At 59.7% G+C, this 24381-nt stretch carries 24 protein-coding genes, 1 tRNA gene and 1 pseudogene; 7 read left to right on the forward strand and 19 right to left on the reverse strand.

Translation table 11 applies throughout. The annotated features are described in order from the left end of the window. Positions 1 to 92: 92 nt before the first annotated feature. Positions 93 to 242, forward strand: a pseudogene (locus BST28156_RS35160) (ClpX C4-type zinc finger protein); the annotation flags it as partial. Positions 243 to 472: 230 nt separating this feature from the next. Here the strand turns inward: BST28156_RS35160 and BST28156_RS02085 are convergent. From BST28156_RS02085 to BST28156_RS02100, 4 genes are all read right to left on the reverse strand, one after another. After that, the gene (locus tag BST28156_RS02085; protein WP_174901337.1) at positions 473 to 745 is read right to left on the reverse strand and encodes a hypothetical protein; all 273 of its coding nucleotides are present in this window, start codon (positions 743 to 745) and stop codon (positions 473 to 475) included. A 331-nt stretch (positions 746 to 1076) separates the two neighbouring features. Beyond that, a complete protein-coding gene (locus BST28156_RS02090) occupies positions 1077 to 1505 on the reverse strand; it encodes a hypothetical protein (RefSeq protein ID WP_174901338.1) in 429 nt (142 codons plus the stop codon). Positions 1506 to 1559: 54 nt separating this feature from the next. Continuing rightward, a complete protein-coding gene (locus BST28156_RS02095) occupies positions 1560 to 1970 on the reverse strand; it encodes a hypothetical protein (protein ID WP_174901339.1) in 411 nt (136 codons plus the stop codon). Positions 1971 to 2033: 63 nt separating this feature from the next. Next, entirely contained in the window at positions 2034 to 2912 is an 879-nt protein-coding gene (locus BST28156_RS02100; RefSeq protein ID WP_174901340.1) for a hypothetical protein, read from the reverse strand. 157 nt (positions 2913 to 3069) lie between these two features. Here BST28156_RS02100 and BST28156_RS02105 point away from each other — a divergent pair, with 157 nt between their 5' ends. Next, positions 3070 to 3879, forward strand: a complete 810-nt coding sequence (locus tag BST28156_RS02105) for a DNA-methyltransferase (RefSeq protein WP_174901341.1) — start codon at positions 3070 to 3072, stop codon at positions 3877 to 3879. Positions 3880 to 3913: 34 nt separating this feature from the next. Next, positions 3914 to 4438 carry a hypothetical protein gene (locus tag BST28156_RS02110; RefSeq protein ID WP_174901342.1) on the forward strand — a complete coding sequence of 175 codons (525 nt, stop codon included), beginning with the start codon at positions 3914 to 3916 and terminating at the stop codon, positions 4436 to 4438. 105 nt (positions 4439 to 4543) lie between these two features. Here the strand turns inward: BST28156_RS02110 and BST28156_RS02115 are convergent, their stop codons facing one another. After that, positions 4544 to 5083 carry a hypothetical protein gene (locus BST28156_RS02115; protein WP_174901343.1) on the reverse strand — a complete coding sequence of 180 codons (540 nt, stop codon included), beginning with the start codon at positions 5081 to 5083 and terminating at the stop codon, positions 4544 to 4546. Between the two features lie 134 nt (positions 5084 to 5217). Here BST28156_RS02115 and BST28156_RS02120 point away from each other — a divergent pair, with 134 nt between their 5' ends. Then, the gene (locus tag BST28156_RS02120; RefSeq protein ID WP_165981707.1) at positions 5218 to 5802 is read left to right on the forward strand and encodes an ankyrin repeat domain-containing protein; all 585 of its coding nucleotides are present in this window, start codon (positions 5218 to 5220) and stop codon (positions 5800 to 5802) included. 50 nt (positions 5803 to 5852) lie between these two features. On the opposite strand, the gene BST28156_RS02125 is transcribed toward BST28156_RS02120, so the two are convergent. From BST28156_RS02125 to BST28156_RS02165, 9 genes are all read right to left on the reverse strand, one after another. Continuing rightward, on the reverse strand, positions 5853 to 6503 hold the full coding sequence (locus BST28156_RS02125) for a hypothetical protein (RefSeq protein WP_174901344.1): 651 nt from the start codon (positions 6501 to 6503) through the stop codon (positions 5853 to 5855). A 166-nt stretch (positions 6504 to 6669) separates the two neighbouring features. Beyond that, complete coding sequence (locus tag BST28156_RS02130; protein ID WP_165981709.1) at positions 6670 to 7563, reverse strand: S-4TM family putative pore-forming effector; 894 nt, start codon at positions 7561 to 7563, stop codon at positions 6670 to 6672. Beyond that, the gene (locus BST28156_RS02135) at positions 7560 to 8432 is read right to left on the reverse strand and encodes an SMODS domain-containing nucleotidyltransferase (protein ID WP_174901345.1); all 873 of its coding nucleotides are present in this window, start codon (positions 8430 to 8432) and stop codon (positions 7560 to 7562) included. The genes BST28156_RS02130 and BST28156_RS02135 overlap by 4 nt, the downstream gene beginning before the upstream one ends. Before the next feature lie 147 nt (positions 8433 to 8579). Next, positions 8580 to 8657 (reverse strand) — tRNA-Ile (locus BST28156_RS02140). A 307-nt stretch (positions 8658 to 8964) separates the two neighbouring features. Beyond that, a complete protein-coding gene (gene rpoD / locus BST28156_RS02145) occupies positions 8965 to 11379 on the reverse strand; it encodes an RNA polymerase sigma factor RpoD (protein WP_174901346.1) in 2415 nt (804 codons plus the stop codon). A gap of 88 nt (positions 11380 to 11467) precedes the next feature. Then, on the reverse strand, positions 11468 to 13345 hold the full coding sequence (dnaG, locus tag BST28156_RS02150; protein ID WP_174901347.1) for a DNA primase: 1878 nt from the start codon (positions 13343 to 13345) through the stop codon (positions 11468 to 11470). A 72-nt stretch (positions 13346 to 13417) separates the two neighbouring features. Then, positions 13418 to 13864 (reverse strand): GatB/YqeY domain-containing protein, encoded by a 447-nt coding sequence (locus BST28156_RS02155; RefSeq protein WP_174901348.1) that lies wholly within the window; start codon positions 13862 to 13864, stop codon positions 13418 to 13420. Positions 13865 to 14035: 171 nt separating this feature from the next. Beyond that, complete coding sequence (gene rpsU / locus BST28156_RS02160; protein ID WP_004190342.1) at positions 14036 to 14248, reverse strand: 30S ribosomal protein S21; 213 nt, start codon at positions 14246 to 14248, stop codon at positions 14036 to 14038. Between the two features lie 75 nt (positions 14249 to 14323). After that, the gene (locus tag BST28156_RS02165; RefSeq protein ID WP_302477991.1) at positions 14324 to 15553 is read right to left on the reverse strand and encodes a BaiN/RdsA family NAD(P)/FAD-dependent oxidoreductase; all 1230 of its coding nucleotides are present in this window, start codon (positions 15551 to 15553) and stop codon (positions 14324 to 14326) included. A gap of 121 nt (positions 15554 to 15674) precedes the next feature. On the opposite strand from BST28156_RS02165, the gene tsaD reads away from it, so the two are divergent. Continuing rightward, positions 15675 to 16715 (forward strand): tRNA (adenosine(37)-N6)-threonylcarbamoyltransferase complex transferase subunit TsaD, encoded by a 1041-nt coding sequence (gene tsaD, locus BST28156_RS02170; RefSeq protein ID WP_060245846.1) that lies wholly within the window; start codon positions 15675 to 15677, stop codon positions 16713 to 16715. A 94-nt stretch (positions 16716 to 16809) separates the two neighbouring features. Here tsaD and folE2 read toward each other — a convergent pair whose 3' ends face one another. From folE2 to BST28156_RS02190, 4 genes are all read right to left on the reverse strand, one after another. Continuing rightward, positions 16810 to 17622 carry a GTP cyclohydrolase FolE2 gene (gene folE2, locus BST28156_RS02175; RefSeq protein ID WP_174901350.1) on the reverse strand — a complete coding sequence of 271 codons (813 nt, stop codon included), beginning with the start codon at positions 17620 to 17622 and terminating at the stop codon, positions 16810 to 16812. A gap of 161 nt (positions 17623 to 17783) precedes the next feature. Continuing rightward, complete coding sequence (gene dxs, locus BST28156_RS02180; RefSeq protein WP_060245844.1) at positions 17784 to 19688, reverse strand: 1-deoxy-D-xylulose-5-phosphate synthase; 1905 nt, start codon at positions 19686 to 19688, stop codon at positions 17784 to 17786. 81 nt (positions 19689 to 19769) lie between these two features. Continuing rightward, positions 19770 to 20654 carry a polyprenyl synthetase family protein gene (locus BST28156_RS02185; RefSeq protein ID WP_060245843.1) on the reverse strand — a complete coding sequence of 295 codons (885 nt, stop codon included), beginning with the start codon at positions 20652 to 20654 and terminating at the stop codon, positions 19770 to 19772. Next, positions 20651 to 20932 carry an exodeoxyribonuclease VII small subunit gene (locus tag BST28156_RS02190; RefSeq protein ID WP_060245842.1) on the reverse strand — a complete coding sequence of 94 codons (282 nt, stop codon included), beginning with the start codon at positions 20930 to 20932 and terminating at the stop codon, positions 20651 to 20653. The genes BST28156_RS02185 and BST28156_RS02190 overlap by 4 nt, the downstream gene beginning before the upstream one ends. A 271-nt stretch (positions 20933 to 21203) precedes the next feature. Between BST28156_RS02190 and BST28156_RS02195 the strand changes: the two genes are divergently transcribed. Continuing rightward, entirely contained in the window at positions 21204 to 22310 is a 1107-nt protein-coding gene (locus BST28156_RS02195; protein WP_060245841.1) for an aromatic ring-hydroxylating oxygenase subunit alpha, read from the forward strand. Between the two features lie 116 nt (positions 22311 to 22426). Beyond that, on the forward strand, positions 22427 to 23296 hold the full coding sequence (locus tag BST28156_RS02200) for a sulfurtransferase (RefSeq protein WP_060245840.1): 870 nt from the start codon (positions 22427 to 22429) through the stop codon (positions 23294 to 23296). A gap of 52 nt (positions 23297 to 23348) precedes the next feature. Here the strand turns inward: BST28156_RS02200 and BST28156_RS02205 are convergent, their stop codons facing one another. Then, a complete protein-coding gene (locus BST28156_RS02205; RefSeq protein ID WP_174901351.1) occupies positions 23349 to 24224 on the reverse strand; it encodes a dienelactone hydrolase family protein in 876 nt (291 codons plus the stop codon). Between the last annotated feature and the right edge of the window lie 157 nt (positions 24225 to 24381).

Raw genomic sequence — 24381 nt, forward strand, 5'->3', positions numbered from 1 at the left:
TGAGATCGATGGTATTCAAGGAATTGGGCAAGCGTGCCTACCCTCCCAAAGTAGAATACAAAGAGCGAGCATCACCCGAAGAATCCAACACGCTTCACTGTTCGTTCTGCGGCAAGACTCATCATGAAGTACAACAGTTGATAGCTGGACCGAACGTCTATGTCTGCGACGAATGTGTATCCCTCTGCAATGAAATCATTGCTAAGCAATCTGAGAAAGATTCAGCACTCGCAGCCAACAACTCTGATTCCCAATTCTCATCCACTCAAGCGCCGTGAGGCTTAGAAATTTGCAATGACAGGTTCAGATAAGCAAAGAGCACCCGTTGGGTGCTCTTTTAGTTTGCCTCCTCGCTCAATCGGCGCGGGCCTCGTCTTCGGGAAAAGCCTAGCGGCTTGCACTACGTGTTCCATTTAGAAAACCAGGCACAAAAAAAGCACCCGAAGGTGCTCTTTCAATGATGCCGCACTCCTTACTGCTTTCGCTTGGCGCGGATGCCAGCGCTTGCAATCAGGATATTGCAAAACTGGATTGCGTCGCTATGGCTTCTGATTGAATAGACTGCGCGCCCATATTCACTCGTGTTTTCTTCCCATTGATGAACCTGGATGTAATCCGAAGGCTGGGAAACGCGGAAAGCAACGCCATGATGCCGATTTATATAAAGATCAAACTTTGAGCTACTACCATTCACATCAGAAATCTTGAAGCCCTGCTCTTTTGCGACATACTTGATCATGTCCAAGAGATTCACCGGCTGCACTGCAACCCTTGCCATTGCTCACCCCGTAGTGGTTGTCGATAGTTGAGTCCAAGCACATCAGCCGACATCATACCCGGCAACCCCTGCTCATGCCATAGTGGGTACAAATCGAGAGACTCGATGAGTTGACTTTTCGCGATGCTTTGTTAGCTTGAAGCACAACGAGGAGATGATATGCGACAAACAACAAATACGAAAAAAGGCACACGCAACATGGGCGACGAAATATCCAAGGAGTTCGTTCTTGGTGCAATTGTCGCAGCCGCACTCGTTGGCCTATCCATCAAGATATGTGTGCTTCTTTTCGCATGATTCAAAGCAAGTATTTGACAGCCAAGTCGGCCAGCCATCCATAGATAGCGAAGACCAACCCGACTTTGCATTTTTGCGATGCGTCGACAAGCAACTTCGGCACCAACTCAATCGCCGCCTGCCCACCTCCCTTCAGTGTTTCTAGATCGTCTCTACCAAGAACCACGCCATCGGATATTTCAAACACCGAAATGACAGCAAAAACGAAAACTATGATTTCCAAGAAGAGCTTCTGATGCTCGTGATCCTGTGCTCTTAGCAACGTCCATGCAGCTATTCCTATACCGTATCCACATCCCGCAATTAAGACTCGCAGTAGAGAAACATGTTCCTTTGGAGGTGTCCACAGAATTATGTGCCCGACATAACTGACAAGATACTTCACCCGCTTCCCCACACCTACAGCAAAAGCTTTTAATTTCCCGTTCATTAAAATTCCATGTTTTCTCTATAGCAACATATCAGCTACGCCGCCCATGCTACTTTACGGCTCCAGATCTGACGACATTTGCTGCACATCCTTGCTCACCGCCCTCCGCTTTACCAGGTTTCTATTTTTGATCTCCTGTACTACTTCCCTCGCGCTCTTTCCGCTTCGGTAGAATTGCTTGCACAACGACTTTATCTCCTCGATGTCACCATCAGCGCACAACATGAGGACTTCCCTATAAAATTTACCGAATCTAAATTCCCATAGCAGCGCAGCAAGATCAAAGGCGGACGCACCAAGGACATATCTTTCTGCCAAGAACGTTGTCTCCTCGACATCCAACAGATCCTTCTCTGAAAGAGCCAACAAGCCATTCAGGTGCTCGATCTGCACCTCAAACTCTCTTGAGTTTTCCATGTAGAGCCACCTCATTATTTTCCAGAGAACCGTCCTCAACCATTCCATACCTTACTCCGTCTACAAAGAGTAAAGTATGAAATTCAGCCGATATGTCAATTTTTAATGAAATCAGATCAACTTCCTTTGTATATAGCTTTCTAGGTCGGCGTGGACAACAGGCATTTCGTAGGCGATAACGCCAAGGATCAGTCCTTGATTGAGGACTTTGGCTATGTGCGCGAGCCTGTTGTTGCTTGCGGCTTCCGCCAACGGAAGTAGTCCAAGTGCAGCAACGATGAATTCTGGCGAAAAACCCAGATCCACCGCTCCACTGCTGTGGCGCTCAAAGGCATAACTCACAAGGCGTGGGCCGAAGGCAGAGAACGTGCTGTCAAGGGTGTAGATCTTTCTCGCGTCGTCGCACGTGGCCAGCAGAGATGCCAGCCGGACCGCACCGCCGTCCATAGGTAGATTGATTGTCCCGCGATCTACAAGGTGCTGGATATCGGACCAAGGCAGTGCTTCTCCATCTCGTACAAGCCCTTCCTGGGTCATTTGCTCCACGAACGGAGCAAGTGGAAAGGCCAATATGGACAGAACGAGCCAGAACAGCTTCTGCCCCAAATCCCACCCCCTCGGAGCTTCAGCACCGTACTCAGCCTCCAAGGTGCTGTCCAGCATCGCTTCTGCGTCCTTGACGTTGCCAGCAAGGATGTTCCAGAGCTCCAATCCTTTGGGCCCCTTGTAGAAACTGATTGCTGTCCCCGGTAAGACATTCTCAACGGCATCGACGGACTTGTAGACAGGATTCTTCTTACCCACAAGATAGTCAGCCCAAGGCATGCCTCCAAGCTCGGACAGAGCTGTCTTCCCGAAACGGCATGCATCGATGAAATCCTTGTCTTTCTTCCCAACACCAAAGGTCTTGCCCGCTTCTTCCTTGACTGCCCTTCCCCAGTAGCGGGTTCGCATCGCTACAAGGTCTTTGTCCCAATCACCGTGGCTCACCCCAAAACTCCCATTTCCTGAGTGTCAAGCATTCTAGGAAATCCCCAGAATGCGCGCATTGTCTTCTTTATACACATTGAGCACAAAGATTAGGCGCAATGAGATAAGTCGATCAAAAAAATAAACTGCGTACATGCTTAACAACAAGGAGAAAAGCATGAACGAGAAAAACAAACAAACTGATTATCTCAACCAATGCCTCAACCAAGGTGTAATTAATCAAGACAGTCTTGTTGGCATGAGCAATCTTCCAACAGCATCTGTTGATCTGGTGCTTACAGATCCTCCCTACGGTATCGCCAGCAAGGGAAAACTCACCAAGTCGGGTGGGAAGATTGTATCCACTAGCCAAGCATGGGGCAACGACTTCCAGGATGCCTGGGAAGACATGAACTCCTACTGGGAATGGTTCAAGCCATACGTGGCTCAGTTTCAGCGTGTCATGAAGGATGGTGCGAGCTGCATCCTTTTTCTCGACCGAAAATACACCGGGTTAATCACTTATCTGATTGAGCAAGAGTTTGACCTTAATTTCAAGAACAAGCTCTACTTCAAGAAGGTCAACCCTGTCCCTGGCATTACAAAATTGAACTATCGCTCAAGCATCGAAGAGGCCATCTGGTTTACCAAGGGCAAAAGCTACACCTTTAACTTCGGCGTCCAGAAGGAAATGACTCAATGCTACGAGGGCTCCATTGGCAAGAAGACCACCAAGCATCCCACTGAGAAGTACTCATGGATGATTGACCCTCTTGTGAAGAACCACACGAACCCACAAGACCTCATTCTCGACGCCTTCTGTGGCAGTGGCTCCACGATTGTGAGTGCCTGGAAACAAGGACGTAAGGCTATCGGTTTTGAGAAGAACCTAGAGTTCTTCAAGATGGCTCAGGCACGTTGCGACCAGGTGCAAACGAAAATTGCAGAGGAATTCCAAGCCAAAGAGCTTCTTCGGCAAGCAGCTTAACGAGACAAATAACAACTACTACAAGGAGAAAACTATGAAAAATGGACACTACAACGAAGTCACTGAAATTGGCTTAAGCAAAAGCATCAGCGGACTCTACTTCAAGAGCATCAATCACCTTGAACACGAGTTCAAAAAAGGCAAAGAGCTTGGGGACCCACTAGCCATCATTATCAAAGGGGACAGCAAACTTGTAGCCCCTCTTGATTCTGCCAGCAAAGAGGACTATGTAACGGCTCTAAAGGTTGCCTGTCACTTTCTTGGAGCTGATGCCATCATGATGTTTTCGGAAGGCTCCAAATGGACAGGGACAGAGGAGGAACGTCAGTTCGTCATGGAGCAGATGGGGGAAATTCATGGACACGTGAAATCCGAAGACATTCTCATAATTATGATTGAAACGCAGGGAAAGCATATCTTGGGACATGCAGATGTTCGCAGCAGCAAGGTTGGGAAACGACGTGAGATTGGAAAGATTCAATGGTGCGTCATGGATGTGCCTAATGAAAGCTCCGTTCGCTTTTCAAATTTTCTACCCAACAAGGGCGGCCCCCAATAGCCGGCCAACAAGCACCAGAAGCACAACTACCACCCTGAAGGTGGTTTTTGTTTTACTAGCCACACACAAAATACTCCCCGTTCAAAGCCAATATTTTGAACATCTTCATATCTTGGCGCGCCTAGCCCCACTGCCCTTGTTTGCAACAGAGTAATTAAGGCTGATTGCTGCCCAGAGCTGCCGCTTATCCTCTGGCACCTGGTAGACGGCCTTGTGGGGCTTGTAGTGGCTTCGGAGATCCAAGCACTTCTCCTTGTCCAAGCTGCGTCCATCCAACTGCTTCGAAATGAATTGGATGAGGCTGTAGGTAATATGCTCCTCGGGCACGCGGTTGACGGCAAGGAGCTCAAACAGATAGACCAGCTTCTCAGCCTGGGCCTTCTGCTTCTTTTCCCCGGAAACGAGGCCAGCAACCTTGCTGCGCCATTCGCAGAAGCCCGCCCAACTCTCCGCGTCTCTGTCCTCGTCGTACTTACATTTGAACTCCTTGCACTTCTTGCGCGCCTCCTCGATCTGCCACCTCATGGCATTAGCAACCGCCCTCTTCGCCTGCTCAGCCTGCTCCTGATACTGTGGCAATTGCTTGTTAGGAATTTCAGTGATGAAATCCACCAGACATACCTTCTTTTCATTGTTTTTATCCATACACACTCCTCTGATTCATTTTGTAGTTAACAGCAATATTTCTCTAAACTACAAAATGAATCAGAAAAGTCAACCCCACCCATTGACTTCACCCCCATATTTAGTATATTAAAAGGCAAAAACAAGGATAAACAATGGGCGATAGAACGGTGAGTGAAATAGAAGAAGAAATGGACTACCACCAAGAGGAAGGCAACCTAGGTGCCGTCATGAACTTAGTGGATGAACTAGGGAACATGGGTGACAGGCTAACCGTTGCCATCGCCAACGGAGATTGGGATGGCGCTCTTTACTTTGAATCTTTAGGCTTCGATCTCAAAGAACCCTTCTATCTCAAGATCGCCACAAAACATAGTCAATGCGAAATCATCAAACATCTAGTCCAACGTGGCTCAGATGTTCATGTTAACGATGGGGAGACACTATGCTTTGCAGCGGAAGGTGGATATCTTGAAGCTGTTCAATGCTTGGTGGAACTAGGCGCAGACGTCCATGCTCAGGAAGAAAGAGCAGTCAAACTAGCGACACATGCAGATAGAATAAACGTTGTGCCGTACCTTGTGGAGGCTGGGGCAAGTATCGATGCAGTGCTTGAAATCACTGGGAACGGAAACTTCTACCCTGAGCTACACAAGTGGGCTCAAGCCTACAAGAGCAAACAAACATTGGAAGCGGAGCTAGCTCAGAAGGAAGAGCGCACGCCAAAAACCAAGATATAAAAAAAGCACCCATGCGGGTGCTTTCTCGTGAACATACTTTTGCTGGGCCGTTAGATCTGAAAGGCTTTGGTGATGATCCCGACCTTTATGAAATGAATCCTACCCGACCCGCCCGTCACCAACATTCCCGCTAGTGCATAGTGTTTCCCATGCTGGTTTTTGAAGCCAACAAATACCGGCGAACCACTAAAGCCATTCAAATCTTGATGCCAAGTAACGTTCTCTAGCCTGAGCCTATCCGGGGAGCTGCCATGGGTCAAATGCCCGGCAAACTTCGCAGCTTGCGTGACAATCTCTACAGGCTGTCCATCGGGATAGCTGATATCTGTTTCAGTTCCCTCGTAAGGATAGCCAATACCAGACAATACGATCCCCTGCCCGTCGTCCAGAGCTTCTTTTGCTATAGGATGATTGACAAAGTTATCCAACCACTCACCAAGCGGGGGAAGCTTTACTGAACGGTGAAGGAGCTGCTTTCTCTTCTTACCATCTTGAGGAATATTAACCTCAAGGACGACTAGATCGATGAGCTCACCTGGAATGTCTTCTGAATCATGCTTTAGCGAGATTGCACTAGAAAATTCCACGTAATCATCTTCTTTCCCGGTGCTCCCTTGCAAGGCAAACGGAATGTGCAGGCGTGCAGCAATCTTTGCGATGTCTTCTTTCTGGTCCTTGGTAAGGCAGTGTCGAGCAGTCAAGTAGTAGATTTTCTCTTCACGACGAGCGAAAAAGCCCGTCCCAAGGCGTCGAGGGTATTGCTCCCACCCGTCCTCGACAACGATGTTTGGCGATATGCAGTTCGCCGGAAACCCAGTGTGGATAAACGAAATTTTCGGCACCTCAGTCCCCGAGAAAGCACTACTTTTACTTCTTGATTTCCGCCACAAGAGCCTCAGCACCCTTGTTCATCAACGCCTCGTTCCCGTCCCTAAACCATTTAAAAAGGAAATCGAATACGGGCGGATTTCTCTTTCTATGGTCAAATATCTGATCCTGCAAGGTTCTGCATTTAGCCCTCAGGGTCGGCACGTCTTTCCCGGCAACGGCATCTGACCATACCTTCTCAGACAGATCCCTCAATTTATCCAGCCTGTCGGCTGCATCACTGTGCTCCGTCATTTGACGGTAGCCAAACACATACGTAGAGGCAAGAGGTGCCACGATATATGCCAAGAATTCAAACATATCCTTCTTTTCGTGGAGGCCATACGCTATCAATCCCAGTGCAATGGATACTAGGACTATTCTCACGAAGAGAGAATATTTCCTCCTCATCTTGCAATCCCACCATACATTAGATCTTTGACTGACGATTACACCAAAGATCTCGGGAACCTCACCTATCACGAGTGGATACCAGTTCTTTAGGCCAGCCCTTTTTTCATCACTTGTGCCGTACTTTTTTGCTTCCTCATGAATCAACTCGGGCTCGGGTTTCTTGCCAACAGAAATGTCATTCCAGTCTAGGCCCAAGACCTTGGTATCAAAAAGTTCTTGAACCCTAGCCGCACTATCCCTAAGCTTCTTAGCCCAAGGCGTGAAGACAAAGAGATCAAAAACCACAACCAAGATGCCCCAAAGCGCGACATAACCCTTCAAATCTGGCCGAAGAATGGTTGTAATCGCAGCACCGATGGCAACCGGCCCACTGAGCACCATTTGAATCCCAATGATGTTCTTGGCTCTTGAATAGAGGTTCCTTTGAGCCGCCAGAAGTTCAATGTTCTCGGGCAGCTCTTGCCTTTGAATGATGTTCATAGATAGTAGGTGGGAAATTTATCGTTATACAGTAGGCGCCACCAATCGAAAGCCTCGCTCACATTACCTGCTGCCCGAGCAGCTTCAGCTTTGTTTGCTCGCGTAGCTGCTGTATTTAGCCTTGATAGCGCATCAGCCTTCTGAACCTCACTTTTGCAAGGATAGATGTAGCCAGCAATCCCCATCGGGTCTTGCATAGCGAGCAAACCTTCATTATTGAGACGATCAAGAAAATACTTCACATCCAAGTGATGAATGATGGCTTGTTCGTCGCTTGCATACTTCGCCACTTTCATTTCCAAATAGAAGGACTTGATCGGGACGTTCTGATAGTATTTCCAAGCTTTTATAAACCGAATCAGCGGCTTGACTTTGCCACCATGTTTCCGGTCAACCTCCGCAACATAGTGGTTATGAGCATCGGGGCTCGCCTCCATCCAACCATCGCTACTATCCGCGATGTCATAGACCTTAAAGCCCTTTTCCTCCCTCAGATAGTCAGCCACAACAATTTCTGTGTCTTCTGATTTGTATGTCCCGAATGGGCAGACAACAGCGGGGGTGCTGACCTTCACACCGGTGTTAGGAAAGCGGATATCCAACGCATTTTTTACTTTCACAAGCGACGCCGTGGAGGTTCTTGTCAACACGGTTCTTGGAAGGCAAGCCAAGTAATCCACATCACTGTAACCGCTTACGTTGGTGCCGTTCCCAAACGAACCAATCCTAGTAAACCGGTTCAAGCCAAAGTTGTTTCTCAAGCAGGCTTCGATTGAGGCTCGATGAGATTTCGCTGCCGCGTTTTCCACGGCAGACGTTTTAATTTTGTTGTGGAAATCAATGAACCCTTGTTCAATTGTGCGTGGCATGCCCCTTCCCCCGTAGCGGTGTATGGTTCTTCGCGATGTGCGGCCATTTTCGCATTAGTCAAGGCACGCTGATTGGCTTTGTTTCGCGTCGCCTCGCCTAGGCGGCACCAACGAAAAAAGCTCCCGAAGGAGCTTTCTGAGGGTGTTTGGTGGGCCCCCCGGGGGTCGAACCCGGTACCGCTCGATTATGAGTCGAGAGCTCTAACCGCCATGAGCTAGAGGCCCAAAACCGTGAATTTTACCGCACGGAAGGTGCTGCCGTGTAGCCTAGAAGTAGCAAAATATTTTGCATGCCAAGGTTGTGGCGAACGATTTTCTTATAAAACAATAACTTACACGCATATCGAGCCTCAGCGCAGCAGCTTATGAGTCGACTGCTCTAACCGCTGAGCTACAGGCCCTGATGGGAAGTCATGCGCACGACACGTGCGGCGCCCGACAAAGACGCCGGGCCGGCATTGTAACAACAAAGGAGACAAACGCCACCGGTATCCTGCAAATACCGGTGGCGTTCGGGAGGGAAAGCCGGAAATCAGTTCCCTTCGAGGAACGACTTCAGCTTGTCGGAACGGCTCGGGTGACGCAGCTTGCGCAGCGCCTTGGCTTCGATCTGGCGGATCCGCTCACGCGTGACGTCGAACTGCTTGCCGACTTCCTCGAGCGTGTGATCGGTGCTCATCTCGATACCGAAACGCATCCGCAGCACCTTCGCCTCGCGCGGCGTCAGCGAATCGAGCACGTCCTTCACGACGTCGCGCATGCTGGCATGCAGCGCGGCATCCGCCGGCGCGACCGTGTTGTTGTCCTCGATGAAGTCGCCGAGATGGGAATCGTCGTCGTCGCCGATCGGCGTTTCCATCGAGATCGGCTCCTTCGCGATCTTCATGATCTTGCGGATCTTGTCTTCCGGCATCTCCATCTTCTCGGCCAGCGTCGCCGGATCCGGCTCGAGGCCGGTTTCCTGCAGGATCTGCCGCGAGATGCGGTTCATCTTGTTGATCGTTTCGATCATGTGAACCGGAATACGGATCGTGCGCGCCTGGTCCGCGATCGAGCGCGTGATGGCCTGGCGGATCCACCACGTCGCATACGTCGAGAACTTGTAGCCGCGACGGTATTCGAACTTGTCCACCGCCTTCATCAGGCCGATGTTGCCTTCCTGGATCAGGTCGAGGAACTGCAGGCCGCGGTTCGTGTACTTCTTCGCGATCGAGATCACGAGACGCAGGTTCGCCTCGGTCATCTCGCGCTTCGCCTGGCGCGCCTTCAGTTCGCCGGCCGCCATCTGGCGGTTGGTTTCCTTCAGGTCCTTCAGCGGCAGCACGACGCGCGCCTGCAGGTCGAGCAGGCGTTGCTGCTGTTCGCGGATCGCCGGGATGTTGCGCGACAGGACCGCGCTGTACGAATGGCCTTCGGCCGCGATCTTCTCCGCCCAGTCGAGATCGGTCTCGCTGCCCGGGAAGCGCGCGATGAATTCCGAACGCGGCATCCCGCACTTGTCGACGACGATGTGCAGGATCTGGCGCTCGACCTGACGCACTTCGTCCACCTGCGCACGCAGCGTGTCGCACAGACGCTCGACGGTACGCGCGGTGAAGCGGATCGTCATCAGTTCGGCCTGGATCGTTTCCTGCGCCTTCAGGTAGGACTTCGACTTGTAGCCTTCCTTCTCGAACGCGCGACGCATCTTGTCGAACCACTCGCTGATCTGCGCGAATTTCTCGAGCGATGCGCGCTTGAGGGCTTCGAGCTGGGCGGCGTTGGCGGTCGCCTGCGCAGCGCCGTCATCGTCCTCCTCTTCCTCTTCTTCCTCTTCCTCTTCGGCGTCCTCGTCCTCGTTCTCGATCTCTTCCGCTTCCTTCGCGGAGAAACCGTCCGTGTCGGTGTCCGAAGCGTTCGGATCGAGCAGGCCGTCGACGAGTTCGTCGACGCGGATCTCTTCGTTCGCGACGCGCTCGGCCATCGCGAGGATGTCGGCGATCGTCGTCGGGCACGCGGAAATCGCCATCACCATGTGGCGCAGGCCGTCCTCGATCCGCTTCGCGATCTCGATTTCGCCTTCGCGCGTAAGCAGCTCGACCGTGCCCATTTCGCGCATGTACATCCGGACCGGATCGGTCGTGCGGCCGAATTCGGAGTCGACGGTGGACAGCGCGACTTCCGCTTCCTCTTCGACTTCGTCGTCCGACGACGCGGCCGGCGCGTTGTCGTTCAGGAGCAGCGTTTCCGCGTCCGGCGCCTGCTCGTAAACCGCCACGCCCATATCGTTGAACGTGCCGATGATGCCTTCGAGGGCTTCGGTCTCGGTGAAGTTGTCCGGCAGGTGGTCGTTGATTTCGGCGTACGTCAGGAAGCCGCGCTCCTTGCCGAGCTTGATCAGCGCGCGCAGTTTCACGCGGCGCTCTTCGAGCTCCTCGGCCGTGCCGGGCGTGCTCGTCGCGAACGCTTCCTTCAGCAGCGCCTTTTCCTTGGCGCGGCGATCGCGCACCTTGGATTTGCCCGGGGCAGCCGCGGCTGCGGGCTGCGCGTCGCTCTGATTTGCGTCGTCATCGACGGATACTTCGTTCAGCTTTTTCGTCATGGAGTTCGCCGTACCGGCTATATCGACTCGCGGCTGCTGGACGACAGCCGGTTGAACCGTGGGTGCATGAGTAGTACGTACTGCCGTTTCGTCCGCCGCGGCAGTCGTGTCCCTTGCGCTTTTCGCACTTGCCCGCTTCGCCGCCGGCTTGGCCGGCCCGGAGTCGGGTCTGGCGGCAGCCCGTGTTCTGGCTGCCGGCGCCGGCGCAGCCTGAGCAGTGCCGGCCGCGGTTTTCTTTCTTGCAGTGGTTGATGTGGCTGAAGACGTTGTCCTGGAGGAAGAAGCAGACTTGGCCGCTGTGACCTTCTTGGTCGGCTCCGTCGAGCCCTTGCCCGTTGCTTTCTTTCCGCCTGTCGTCTTTGCCATCGCGAATCTCGCCTCTGCTTAGAAAACAAACCGCTGGAAACCTTATATTATAGCACGCTGGGGAGCCCTCTCCTGGCGCCCCGGCCGCCTACAGCCCGAGCCGACGTTTCATGTCGGTCCGCTGCTGGTTCAATTCCATCAATTCAGCCAATTCCTCGGGTGTGAAAGCGGACTGCCGCGCCAGCCGGTCGAGCCGGTCGCAGCACGCGTCGTAACGCATCTTGAGCACCGCTGCCTGCAGTTCCTCCCCCGCGATCCGTTCCTGTTCACGCTGCCGCTCGGACACCGTCTCGTCTTCCGGATTCTGTAACAGCAAATCGCGGACGTTTTCATCATAGTCCAGAATTTCGCGGAAGATTTCCTCGTAAGTCGCGCTGTTCGAGGAGGTCCGCAGGACGTCGGACAGCAGCCGGAACTCCGCGCCGTCGCCGAGCGCGCGCGCATGCTCGACGACTTCGGCGAACAGTTCGCCGATACGCGGCAGCGCGTGCAGGGTCGCAATCTGTTCGTCGTCGAGCTGCGACGCGATTCGCGGATGCATCACCAGCGTGCGCAGCGCGCGCTTCTCGCTGTCCGTCACGCGGCGCCGGTCGCTGCGCGCGGGCGCCTGGCGCGGGGCCGCTGCGATCCGCGCATCGACGTCGGACAGCCCCGCCACTTCTTCGAACGGGATATCGAGGCGATCGGCGAACATGTGCATGATCTGCGCGCGCAGCGCGTTCGCGGGCAGCGCCTGCAGCAGCGGCTTCGCGTCGAACAGCGCCTTCGCGCGGCCTTCCGGCTGATCGAGCGCCTTGCCGGCAATTGCTTCGTTCAACAGAAATTGCGACAGCGGCATCGCGCGCTCCACCTGCTCGGAGAACGCCTCCGCGCCGAACTCGCGGACGTAGCTGTCCGGATCGTGCTCGGGCGGCAAAAAAAGGAACCGGATCGTCCGGTTGTCCGCCGCATGCGGCAGGCACGCTTCGAGCGCGCGCCGCGCCGCGCGGCGGCCGGCCGAGTCGCCGTCGAAGCTGAAGATGACGGTGTCGGTCTGCCTCAGCAGCTTCTGCACATGGATCGGCGTACAGGCCGTGCCGAGCGTCGCAACCGCGTTCGGGAAGCCGAGCTGCGCGAGCGCGACGACGTCCATGTAGCCTTCGACCACCAGCGCATACTTGCGCTCGCGAATCGCGAGCCGCGCCTCGAACAGGCCGTACAGCTCGCTGCCCTTGTTGAACAGCGGCGTCTCGGGCGAATTCAGGTACTTCGGCTCGCCGGCGCCGAGCACGCGGCCGCCGAAGCCGATCACCTGTCCCTTCACGTTGCGGATCGGGAACATGATCCGCTCGCGGAACCGGTCGTAGCGCCGCGCGACGCCCTGCGCGTCGGTCTTCTCGCTGACGATCACCAGCCCCGCCTCGACGAGCGCGTCGTCCCGATAGTCGGGAAATGCCGTCTCGAGGTTCTGCCAGCCGTCCGGCGCGTAGCCGAGCCCGAAACGCGCGGCGATTTCGCCGGTCAGGCCCCGGTTTTTCAGATACTGGATCGCGGCCGTCGCGCCGCGCAACTGCTTGCGATAGTAGTCGCAGGCAGTCGACATCACGTCGGACAGCGCGGTCGCGACCGATTTCGAGACAGGCGCCGGATAATCGCCGCCCCCGCCGCCTCCGCCACCGCCGCCGCGCATCGACGGCTCGTGCGGTACGGTCAGGCCGACCGACTGCGCGAGCTCCTGCACGGCCTCGGGGAACGTCAGCCCCGCATGCTCCATCAGGAAGCCGATCGCCGTGCCGTGCGCGCCGCAGCCGAAGCAGTGATAGAACTGCTTGGTCGGGCTGACGGTAAACGACGGGCTCTTCTCGTTGTGAAACGGGCACAGCCCCATGAAATTGGCGCCGCCCTTCTTGAGCTGCACATACCGGCCCACCACGTCGACGATATCGACGCGGTTCAGCAAATCCTGCAGGAACGAATGCGGAATCACCGTGGGATCGAGCGAAAAGAGGTCATGCGACGCCCCGGCGCACGCACCGAAGGGTGCACCGGGGCAACGGGCTTACTCCGACAGCGCGGCCTTGACCAGCCCGGAAACGGCCGTCATGTCGGCACGGCCGGCGAGCTTGCCCTTCAGCACGCCCATCACCTTGCCCATGTCCTGCGGGCCGGCGGCGCCCGTCTGCGCGACCGCAGCCTGCACTTCGGCGGCGACTTCGGCGTCCGACAGCTGCTCGGGCATGTAGCCGGCCAGCACGGTTAGCTCGGCCTGTTCCTTCGCGACGAGATCGTCGCGGCCCGCGGCCTGGAACTGGCTGATCGAGTCCTTGCGCTGCTTGATCATCTTGTCGATCACGGCCGTGACGGCCGCGTCGTCGAGCGTGACCTGCTCGTCGACCTCGCGCTGCTTGATCGCGGCCATCAGCAGGCGAATCGTCGCGAGACGCTCGCTTTCCTTCGCGCGCATCGCGGCCTTCATGTCATCGCTGATCTGCTCTTTCAAACTCATCTTTCACCCGGGGTGGAAACGTGAACCCGACGCCCGCAAAGGGCGTCAACACAAAAACCCGCTTGGACAATGTCTCAAGCGGGTTGCTCGAATCCGGCATCGGCGGCTCCCTGCCCGATCGCGTGGAATTCGCCGGTGCGCCGCTCAGCGAACCGCGCGGCGCTCAATCGTTCAGTACAGCTTCTTCGGCAGCATCTGGCTGCGGATACGCTTGTAGTGACGCTTTACCGCCGCAGCCTTCTTGCGCTTGCGTTCGGCGGTCGGCTTCTCGTAAAACTCGCGCGCACGAAGCTCGGTCAGCAGACCGTTCTTCTCGATCGTGCGCTTGAAGCGACGCATGGCAACTTCGAACGGCTCGTTTTCTTTAACGCGAATGATCGTCATGATCCGACACGAATAAAGGTTTGCAGGGAAAGACTACCGAGTATAGCAGAGCCGTTGCACAAAGGCACTACCGCGTCAAGCGCCGCGCGCGAACTCCGCCGCGGCCTGCCCGGCGGCCGTGCCGGACGCCCATGCCCACTGAAAATTGTAGCCGCCGAGCCAGCCCGTCACGTCGACCGCCTCGCCGACGAAGAACAGCCCCGGCACGCGCGCGCTCATCATCGTCGCCGACGACAGCTCGCGCGTGTCGACCCCTCCCTTGGTCACCTCGGCCTTCTTGTAGCCTTCGGTGCCGTTCGGCGTCAGCGTCCAGCCGGTCAGCGCGTCGCCGATCTGGCGCAGCGTCTTGTCGGGCAAGTCCGCGAGCCGCGCGTCGGCCGCGACGCGGTGCGTGTCGAGCCACACGTGTGCGAGGCGCGACGGCACCCAGTCCGCGAGCAGCGAGCCGATCTGCCGCTTCGAGCTGCGCTTCGCGTCGAGCAGGTCGGCCATCGCGTCGCGCTGCGGCAGCAGGTCGATGCGGATCGGGTCGCCCGGCTGCCAGTAGCTCGAGATCTGCAGGATGCCGGGCCCCGACAGCCCGCGATGGGTCAGCAGCAGATCCTCGACGAATTCGCCGCCGCGCTTCCTGTCGCCGGTCGACACGCGCACTTCCAGCGACACGCCCGACAACGCCGCGAACGGCGCCCAGTCCTGCTGCGCGAACGTCAGCGGCACGAGCGCGGGCCGCGTATCGACGAGCTTGTGGCCGAACTGCTTAGCGAGCCGGTAGCCGAAATCGGTCGCGCCGATCTTCGGAATCGACAGGCCGCCGGTCGCGACGACCAGTGCGCGCGCCCGGATCGGCCCGGCCTGCTGCGTGTCGAGCGTGAAACCGTCCGCCGGCGCATGGCGCACCGCGTCGACGACGACCGGCCGGCGCCACGCGATGCCGCCCGCATCGCACTCGTGCTTCAGCACATCGATGACCGCATCGCTGCCGTGGTCGCAGAACAGCTGGCCCTTGTGCTTTTCGTGCCAGGTCACGCGATGCCGCTTGAGCAGCCCGAGGAAGTCGCGCGGCGTATAGCGCGCCAGCGCCGAGCGCGCGAAATGCGGATTGGCCGACAGATAGTTGTCGGGCCCCGCGTACAGGTTCGTGAAGTTGCAGCGGCCGCCGCCCGAGATGCGGATTTTCTCGGCGAGCCGCGGCGCGTGGTCGATCAGCACCACGCGGCGGCCGAGTTGCCCGGCGACCGCGGCGCTCATCATGCCGGCAGCGCCCGCGCCGATCACGGCGATGTCATAAGTTTCCATGGCGCGGATTGTACCTGCCCGGCACCGCACCCGGACCGCCGCCAGCGGCGGCCGGCCCTCGCCTGCTATACTTTCCGGTTACGTTGACATTCCGGCGGCGCGCTCGACGCAGCGCGCCCCGCCCGCACCCATGCTCGTTCTCGGCATCGAAAGCTCCTGCGACGAAACCGGCCTCGCGCTCTACGACACGCAGCGCGGCCTGCTCGCGCACGCGCTCCACTCGCAGATCGCGATGCACCGCGACTACGGCGGCGTCGTCCCCGAACTCGCGTCGCGCGACCACATCCGCCGCGCGCTGCCGCTGCTCGAGGAAGTCATGGAGAAAAGCGGCACGCGCCGCGACGACATCGACGCGATCGCGTTCACGCAAGGCCCCGGCCTCGCCGGTGCGCTGCTGGTCGGCGCGAGCATCGCGAACGCGCTCGCGCTCGCATGGAACAAGCCGACCGTCGGCATCCATCACCTCGAAGGCCACCTGCTGTCGCCGCTGCTAGTCGATCAACCGCCGCCGTTCCCGTTCGTCGCGCTGCTCGTGTCGGGCGGTCATACGCAGCTGATGCGCGTGACCGACGTCGGCGTATACGAAACCCTCGGCGAAACGCTCGACGACGCAGCCGGCGAAGCATTCGACAAGACCGCGAAGCTGATCGGCCTCGGCTATCCGGGCGGCCCCGAAGTATCGAAGCTCGCGGAAACGGGCACGCCGGGCGCCGTCGTGCTGCCGCGCCCGATGCTGCATTCGGGCGATCTCGACTTCAGCTTCAGCGGGCTGAAAACGGCCGTGCTCACGCAGATGAAGAAGTTCGAGGCGGCGAAGCTGACCGGCGAAGCGCTCGAACGCGCGAAAGCCGACCTCGCGCGCGGCTTCGTCGATGCGGCCGTCGACGTGCTCGTCGCGAAGTCGCTCGCCGCGCTGAAGCAGACGAAGCTCAAGCGTCTCGTGGTCGCGGGCGGCGTCGGCGCGAACCGCCAGCTGCGCGCAACGCTGTCGGCCACTGCGGCGAAGCGCGGCTTCGACGTGCACTACCCCGATCTCGCGCTGTGCACCGACAACGGCGCGATGATCGCGCTCGCGGGCGCACTGCGGCTCGCGCGCTGGCCCGAACAGGCGAACGCCGACTATGCGTTCACCGTGAAGCCGCGCTGGGATCTCGCGTCGCTCGCGCGCTGAACCTCACGCGCGGGCGCAGCGCACGAATGCAAAAAAGCCGCTCGTCCGAGCGGCTTTTTGTTTGGCGCGAGGCGCGCCACAGGCGAAGCGTACGTTACGCCGCCTGCCGCTTGTCGCGCTCGATCAGCGCATACGCGCTGTGGTTGTGGATCGATTCGAAGTTCTCGGCTTCGAGCACATACGCGACGATGCGCTCGTCCGCATCGAGACGCGTCGCGACGTCACGCACGAGATCCTCGACGAACTTCGGGTTCTCGTACGCGCGCTCGGTGACGAACTTCTCGTCCGGGCGCTTCAGCAAGCCCCACAGTTCGCACGACGCCTCCTCCTCCGCGATGCGGATCAGCGCCTCGACCGGCAGGTCGGCCGCGAGCTCGGCGTCGATCGTCACGTGCGAGCGTTGGTTATGCGCACCGTACTGCGAGATCTTCTTCGAACACGGGCACAGGCTCGTCACCGGCACGAGCACCTTCAGGAACAGGCGCGTCTCGCCGTTGCGGCGTTCGCCCGCGAGCGTCACTTCGTAGTCGAGCAGGCTCTGCACGCCCGACACGGGCGCGGTCTTGTTCACGAAGTACGGGAACGTGACCTCGATGCGGCCCGCATCGGCTTCGAGCTTCTCGAGCATCGACGCGAGCATCGCGCGGAAGCGCTCGACCGTCAGCGGCGCCGCACGATGCTCCTCGAGCAGCGCGACGAAGCGCGACATATGCGTGCCCTTCTGGTCGGCCGGCAAGCGAACGTCGAGATTCCAGAGGCCGACCGTCGGCTGCACGTCGCCGCTTTCGGTATGCACCGTCAACGGATGTCGGACCGCCTTCACGCCCACGCGCTGAATCGTGATCTGACGGGTATCCACCGTGCTCTGCACGTCGGGCATCACGAAGGCGGGATTCATCTGGTTCATCTGGTTCAATCCTTCTTTCTTATTAGCCGCGCGTTCGTCGACGCGCACGCAGCGTCATGCGGCAGCCGAAAAAGCAACATGGGCCCGCAGGCCCATGTTTTCCGCATCGATGTAGACCGGTTGCGCCAGTCGCACCGACGCCGCCCGCGGGCGGCGCCAGCTTACGCGACGCGCTTGGCCTGATCGGCAACGCCGGTTGCCGGATTCAGGAAGCGTTCGCGAATCGATTTCGCGATACCCGCGCCGTCGAGACCGCATTGCGACAGCAGCTTCGCGGGATCGCCATGATCGACGAACTGGTCAGGGAGGCCCAATTGTAGTACGGGTCGGATAACCCCACTCTCCATCAGGGCTTCCACGCATGCCGAACCCGCGCCGCCCATCACGCAGCCTTCTTCGGCGGTGACGAGATAGTCGTGCGTCTCGGCGAGCTCGCGCACGAGCGCCGCGTCGACCGGCTTCACGAAACGCATGTTCGCGACGGTCGCGTCGAGTTCCTCGGCCGCGGCCAGCGACGGCGCGACCATCGTGCCGAACGCGAGGATCGCGATGCGCTTGCCTTCCGGCTGCGACGTGCGGCGACGCACCTCGCCCTTGCCGATCGGCAGCTCGGTGAATTCCTTCACCGTCGCGACGCCGGTGCCCGCGCCGCGCGGATAGCGCACCGCGGTCGGGTTCGGCTGCTGCAGCGCGGTGTGCAGCATCTGGCGGCATTCGTTCTCGTCGGACGCGGCCATGATCGTCATGTTCGGGATGCAGCGCATGAACGCGAGATCGTATGCGCCCGCGTGCGTCGCACCGTCCGCGCCGACGAGGCCCGCGCGGTCGATCGCGAACACGACCGGCAGGTTCTGCAGTGCGACGTCGTGGATCAGCTGGTCGTACGCGCGCTGCAGGAACGTCGAGTAGATTGCGACGACCGGCTTCAGCCCTTCGGTCGCGAGGCCGCCCGCGAACGTCACCGCGTGCTGCTCGGCGATGCCGACGTCGTAGTAGCGATCCTTGAAGCGCTTCTCGAACTCGACCATGCCCGAGCCTTCGCGCATCGCGGGCGTGATGCCGACGACGCGCGTATCGCGCTCGGCTTCGTCGCACAGCCATTCGCCGAACACCTGCGTGTACGTCTTCTTCGCGGGCGTGGTCGACGGCTTGATGCCTTCGGCCGGATTGAACTTGCCGGGACCGTGATAGAGCACGGGATCGGCTTCGGCCAGCTTGTACCCCTGGCCTTTCTTCGTCACCACGTGCAGGAACTGCGGACCGCGCAGTTCGCGGATGTTCTGCAGCGTCGGGATCAGCGAATCGAGATCGTGACCGTCGATCGGGCCGATGTAGTTGAAGCCGAATTCCTCGAACAGCGTGGCCGGCACGACCATGCCCTTCGCATGCTCCTCGAGCTTGCGGGCGAGTTCGAGCACCGGCGGCGCGACGCTCAGCACGCGCTCGACGCCCGCACGCGCGGCCGCATAGAAGCGGCCCGACATCAGGCGCGCGAGATGGCGGTTCAGCGCGCCGACCGGCGGCGAGATCGACATATCGTTGTCGTTCAGGATCACGAGCAGCTTCGCGTCCTCGGACACGCCCGCATTGTTCATCGCCTCGAACGCCATGCCGGCCGTCATCGCGCCGTCGCCGATCACCGCGATCGAGAAGCGGTCGTCGCCGTTCAGCTGGCTGCCGATCGCCATGCCGAGCGCGGCCGAGATCGACGTGCTCGAGTGCGCGGTGCCGAACGTGTCGTACTCCGATTCGCTGCGGCGCGGGAACCCCGAGATGCCTTCGTACTGGCGCAGCGTGTGCATCTGGTCGCGGCGGCCGGTCAGGATCTTGTGCGGGTAGGTCTGGTGACCCACGTCCCAGACGATGCGATCGTTCGGCGTGTTGAACACGTAGTGCAGCGCGATCGTCAACTCGACCGTCCCGAGGTTGGACGACAAATGGCCGCCCGTCTTCGACACGCTGTCGAGCACGAACGCACGCAGTTCATCCGCGAGCGGTTGCAGTTGGCGACGATCGAGGCGGCGCAGATCCGCCGGATCGTCGATGGTTTTCAGCAAGTCGTACATCGTCGTTCCATTGTAGGAAATCAAACGCGCCCGCATTCTGTTGCACGCACCGTAGCGTGTGCGCGGCGGCGGGCTTTCGCGTCAGCTGACCCGGTTCACTACCAGGTCGGCAAGTTCGGCGAGACGCTGCGCGCGTGCGCCGAACGGTTTCAGCGCATCATGCGCTTCGGTGCGCAGTTGCGCAGCGAGCTCGCGCGACGCCTCGAGGCCGAGGATCGATACGTAGGTCGGCTTGTCGTTCGCCGCGTCCTTGCCGGCCGTCTTGCCGAGCGTCGCCGAGTCGGTCGTCACGTCGAGAATGTCGTCGACGACCTGGAAGGCCAGACCCACGGCCCCCGCGTAGACATCGAGTGCAGCCATCGCGTCGGCCGACGGCGTGTCGCCGGCCAGCGCGCCCATCCGCACGGCAGCGCGCAGCAACGCGCCGGTTTTCATCCGGTGCATCGTTTCGAGCTGCTCGCGCGTCAGCTTCAGGCCGACGCTCGCCAGGTCGATCGCCTGCCCGCCGGCCATGCCGATCGAGCCGCTCGCGAGCGCCAGCTCGCGCACGAGCGCCGCCTGCTGCACCGGCGACAGCGCGGCCGCGTCGGTCAGCGCGACGAACGCCTGCGACTGCAGCGCGTCGCCGACCAGCAGCGCGGTCGGCTCGTCGTACTGCACGTGCACGGTCGGCTTGCCGCGCCGCAGCGCGTCGTCGTCCATGCACGGCATGTCGTCGTGCACGAGCGAGTAGACGTGGATCATCTCCAGCGCCGCCGCCGCGGCGTTGCGCGCCGCTTCCGTCGCACCGGTCAGCTCGCCTGCTGCATGGCACAGCAGCGGGCGAACGCGCTTGCCGCCGCCGAGGACCGCATAACGCATCGCTTCGTGGAGTTGCGTGGGCACCACGTTTTCAGCCGGCAAATAGTGGCCGAGTGCGTCCTCGACGCGGTCCAGCACGGACCGCATCCATTGTTCGAATGTCATAGATCGTCGTCTTCGCCGTCCGTGGCGGCCGCGGGTTTCAGCGTCGCGCCGTCGAGCACGCGAACCTGCTGCTCCACCTTCTCGAGCTGCTGTTGGCAAAATGCAACAAGGGCCGCGCCGCGCCGATACGCTGCCAGCGAATCCTCGAGGCTCAGCGCGCCGCCTTCCATCCGGGCAACCAGCGTCTCGAGCTCCGCAAGCGCCGCTTCGTAATTGTCCGGCAACGGTTCGGCGTCAGTGCCGGGCGGGGTCGCGCCTGGGGATGCGGTTTTCGCCATGGACGAGGGTGTCAAATTTCAAAACAAGTCGGACATTCTACGGCAAAAGAGAATTTTCCGACCTGCCGACTTGGTCACCCGGGCGCGCACTCCGGCCCCATCTCCAGCGCACATTGTGCGCCTCCAGATCATCGCTCGACAAAAAATTGACACAAATCAGGCACTTAATCCTAGCCTTGCCGGGCGAACCGGGTATAATTCTCCGTTTCCCTAAATCGATTTTTCGATGGTTGGGTTGTTCACTGCTTTCACGCTATCACCGGGAGTGGGAATGTCCAATCTGAGCGATGCGCTTCAGTTGAAGTCGGCTCACAGCCAGCTTCCAGTCACTGCATATTTCGATGAGGCGCTGCTTGAGCGCGAGATCGAAACCCTCTTCAAGAAAGGACCTCGTTACGTCGGGCACGAGTTGATGGTGCCCGAGGCGGGGGATTATTTCGCGCTGCCGTCCGAACAGGAAGGCCGCGTGCTGGTCCGCAACCCGGCGAACCAGGTCGAACTGCTGTCGAACGTCTGCCGCCATCGGCAGGCGATCATGCTGAACGGGCGCGGCCATACGCAGAACATCGTGTGCCCGCTGCACCGCTGGACGTACGATCTGGAAGGCCAGCTGCTCGGGGCGCCGCACTTCCCCGACAAGCCCTGCCTGAACCTCGGCAAGAGCCCGCTGCAGAACTGGCAGGGACTGCTGTTCGAGGCCGAAGGCCGCAACGTCGCGCGCGACCTCGCGAACCTCGGCACGAAGCATCACTTCGACTTCTCGGAGTACCTGTTCGATCACGTCGAGGTGCACGAGTGCGATTACAACTGGAAGACGTTCATCGAGGTCTACCTCGAGGATTACCACGTCGTCCCGTTCCACCCGGGCCTCGGCAACTTCGTGTCGTGCGACGATCTCAAGTGGGAGTTCGGCGACTGGTACAGCGTGCAGACGGTGGGCGTGCACAACGCGCTCGCGAAGCCGGGCAGCACGACCTACCAGAAATGGCACGAGCAGGTGCTGAAGTTCCGCAACGGCGTGCCGCCGGAGTTCGGCGCGATCTGGATGGTCTACTATCCGGGCCTGATGATCGAGTGGTATCCGCATGTGCTCGTCGTGTCGTGGCTGATTCCGCGCGGCCCGCAGAAGACGACCAACATCGTCGAGTTCTATTACCCCGAGGAAATCGCGTTGTTCGAACGCGAGTTCGTCGAGGCCGAACGCGCCGCCTATATGGAAACGGCCGTCGAGGACGACGAGATCGCGATGCGGATGGACGCCGGCCGGCGCGCGCTGATGGCGCGCGGCGAATCGCAGGTCGGCCCGTACCAGAGCCCGATGGAAGACGGCATGCAGCACTTCCACGAGTTCCTGCGCCGCCACCTCGGCGATCTCTGACAGCCGCGCGGCACCGCCGGCGCCGCACGCATGCTGCACGACGAAAGACGGGCTTCGGCCCGTCTTTTTTTGTTTAGACTGGGAATATCGGGCCGTTCGCACTCCAGGGAGCTGTCATGCCACACACTCACTACACCACGCTTATCTCCGCGACCAATCTTGCCGAGCGGCTTGCCGCCGCGCCCGCCAGCGTCGCGCTGTTCGACTGCCGCTTCGATCTCGCCGATCCCGGCGCGGGCGAAGCCGCCTATGCCGCCGGCCATCTTCCGGGCGCGCAATACCTTCACCTCGACCGCGACCTGTCGGGCCGCAAGACGGGCACCAACGGCCGCCATCCGCTGCCGAGCCGCGACGCGCTCGCGCTGCTGCTTGCGAACCGCGGCCTGAAGCAGGGCCAGCAGGTCGTCGCGTACGACGCGCAAGGCGGCGCCTATGCGGCGCGGCTGTGGTGGCTGCTGCGCTGGCTCGGGCACGATTCGGTCGCGGTGCTCGACGGCGGCCTGCAGGCCTGGGAAGCGGCCGGCCAGCCGCTGACGACCGACGTGCCGCAGCCGGCTGCGGGCGACTTCCGCGCTGCGGCGCCGCTCGAATCGACGGTCGATGCGGCGACCGTGCTCGCGAACCTGAGCGCGCCGACCCGTATCGTGATCGACGCGCGCGCGCCGGACCGCTACCGCGGCGAAAACGAAACGATCGATCGTGTCGGCGGCCACATTCCCGGCGCGCGCAACCGGTTCTTCAAGGACAACCTGACGGCCGACGGCCGCTTCAAGACCGGCCACGAACTGCGCGAAACGTTCACCGCGCTGCTGGCCGGCACCGAGCCGAATCGCGTGATTCTGCAATGCGGCTCCGGCGTAACCGCGTGCCACAACGCGCTCGCGCTCGAGGTCGCGGGGCTGCACGGCGCATCGCTGTATCCGGGCTCGTGGAGCGAATGGAGCGCCGATCCGTCGCGGCCGATCGCGACCGGCCCGACGCCGTAACGCGCAGGCGCGGCGCCATGACGAAGCGGCGGCCCGGGCCGCCGCTGGTCGTTTACATCACGCCGTACTTGTGGAACCACGCGATCGCGCGCTTCCAGCCGTCCTCGGCATCGCCCTTCACATAGCTCGGCCGGTAGTCCGCGAAGAACGCGTGGCCGGCGTCGGGATAGACGACGATTTCCGATTCGCGCGCGCGTGCCGAGTCGCTCATCTGAATCGCCTTGCGCATGTCCGCGAGCGACGCCTGCGTGATGTTCGTGTCCTTCTCGCCATACAGGCCGAGCACCGGCACCTTCAGCGACGACGCGTGATCGACCGGGTTGAACGGCGTCATCTCGTCGGTCTTGCCTTCGACGAAGCCGTACCACGCGACGGCCGCGCGCACGTGCGGATTGTGCTCCGCATACAGCCACGCCTGACGGCCGCCCCAGCAGAACCCGGTCACGCCGAGCCGCGTCAGGTCGCCGCCGTTCTTGCCGGCCCACGCGACGGTCGCGTCGAGATCCTCGGTGACCTGCCGGTCCGGCACCTTGCTGATGATGTTCTCGTAGAGATCCTTGATCGTCGGATACTTCGCCGCATTGCCCTGCCGCGCGAACAGGTCGGGCGCGATCGCGAGATAGCCGAGCTTCGCGAGGCGGCGGCAGATGTCGGCAATGTGCGCGTGCACGCCGAAGATCTCGTGGATCACGATCACGACCGGCAGGTTCGTCTTGTCCTTCGGCTGCGCGCGATACGCGGGCACGCTCGCGTCGCCGGAGCGGATCTCGACGGTGTCGACGTCCAGCCCTTCGCTGTCGGTCGTGATCGTCTGCGCCGACACGGGCAGCACGGCCGCCGCGAAGGTGCCGCCCAGCGCGGCCTGCATGAACTTGCGACGCGAGAACGGAACGTGGGGAACCAGGCTGTCGACTTCGGGTTTCAACATGAATGCACTCCTCGATTGAGCGCCGTCGTCGCGGCCCGGGATTCGACGCGACGCGGCATCGCACCGGCGCGCGGTGCGGATGTTGCGGCGGTTGGCACCCCGCCGCAAACGGAAACCCGGACAAGATGCCCAATAATCCGTTGTTGCGTCAACTGTC

It is taken from the genome of Burkholderia pseudomultivorans, from assembly GCF_902499075.1.
Classification (GTDB): Bacteria; Pseudomonadota; Gammaproteobacteria; order Burkholderiales; family Burkholderiaceae; genus Burkholderia; species Burkholderia pseudomultivorans.

Coding starts and splice junctions, on each gene's coding strand:
- BST28156_RS02090 (WP_174901338.1), bottom strand. CDS start 1,505: ATGAACGGGAAATTAAAAGCTTTTGCTGTAGGTGTGGGGAAGCGGGTG.
- BST28156_RS02095 (WP_174901339.1), bottom strand. CDS start 1,970: ATGGAATGGTTGAGGACGGTTCTCTGGAAAATAATGAGGTGGCTCTAC.
- BST28156_RS02105 (WP_174901341.1), top strand. CDS start 3,070: ATGAACGAGAAAAACAAACAAACTGATTATCTCAACCAATGCCTCAAC.
- BST28156_RS02110 (WP_174901342.1), top strand. CDS start 3,914: ATGAAAAATGGACACTACAACGAAGTCACTGAAATTGGCTTAAGCAAA.
- BST28156_RS02115 (WP_174901343.1), bottom strand. CDS start 5,083: ATGGATAAAAACAATGAAAAGAAGGTATGTCTGGTGGATTTCATCACT.
- BST28156_RS02120 (WP_165981707.1), top strand. CDS start 5,218: ATGGGCGATAGAACGGTGAGTGAAATAGAAGAAGAAATGGACTACCAC.
- BST28156_RS02130 (WP_165981709.1), bottom strand. CDS start 7,563: ATGAACATCATTCAAAGGCAAGAGCTGCCCGAGAACATTGAACTTCTG.
- BST28156_RS02135 (WP_174901345.1), bottom strand. CDS start 8,432: ATGCCACGCACAATTGAACAAGGGTTCATTGATTTCCACAACAAAATT.
- rpoD (WP_174901346.1), bottom strand. CDS start 11,379: ATGGCAAAGACGACAGGCGGAAAGAAAGCAACGGGCAAGGGCTCGACG.
- BST28156_RS02155 (WP_174901348.1), bottom strand. CDS start 13,864: ATGAGTTTGAAAGAGCAGATCAGCGATGACATGAAGGCCGCGATGCGC.
- rpsU (WP_004190342.1), bottom strand. CDS start 14,248: ATGACGATCATTCGCGTTAAAGAAAACGAGCCGTTCGAAGTTGCCATG.
- tsaD (WP_060245846.1), top strand. CDS start 15,675: ATGCTCGTTCTCGGCATCGAAAGCTCCTGCGACGAAACCGGCCTCGCG.
- folE2 (WP_174901350.1), bottom strand. CDS start 17,622: ATGAACCAGATGAATCCCGCCTTCGTGATGCCCGACGTGCAGAGCACG.
- dxs (WP_060245844.1), bottom strand. CDS start 19,688: ATGTACGACTTGCTGAAAACCATCGACGATCCGGCGGATCTGCGCCGC.
- BST28156_RS02185 (WP_060245843.1), bottom strand. CDS start 20,654: ATGACATTCGAACAATGGATGCGGTCCGTGCTGGACCGCGTCGAGGAC.
- BST28156_RS02190 (WP_060245842.1), bottom strand. CDS start 20,932: ATGGCGAAAACCGCATCCCCAGGCGCGACCCCGCCCGGCACTGACGCC.
- BST28156_RS02195 (WP_060245841.1), top strand. CDS start 21,204: ATGTCCAATCTGAGCGATGCGCTTCAGTTGAAGTCGGCTCACAGCCAG.
- BST28156_RS02200 (WP_060245840.1), top strand. CDS start 22,427: ATGCCACACACTCACTACACCACGCTTATCTCCGCGACCAATCTTGCC.
- BST28156_RS02205 (WP_174901351.1), bottom strand. CDS start 24,224: ATGTTGAAACCCGAAGTCGACAGCCTGGTTCCCCACGTTCCGTTCTCG.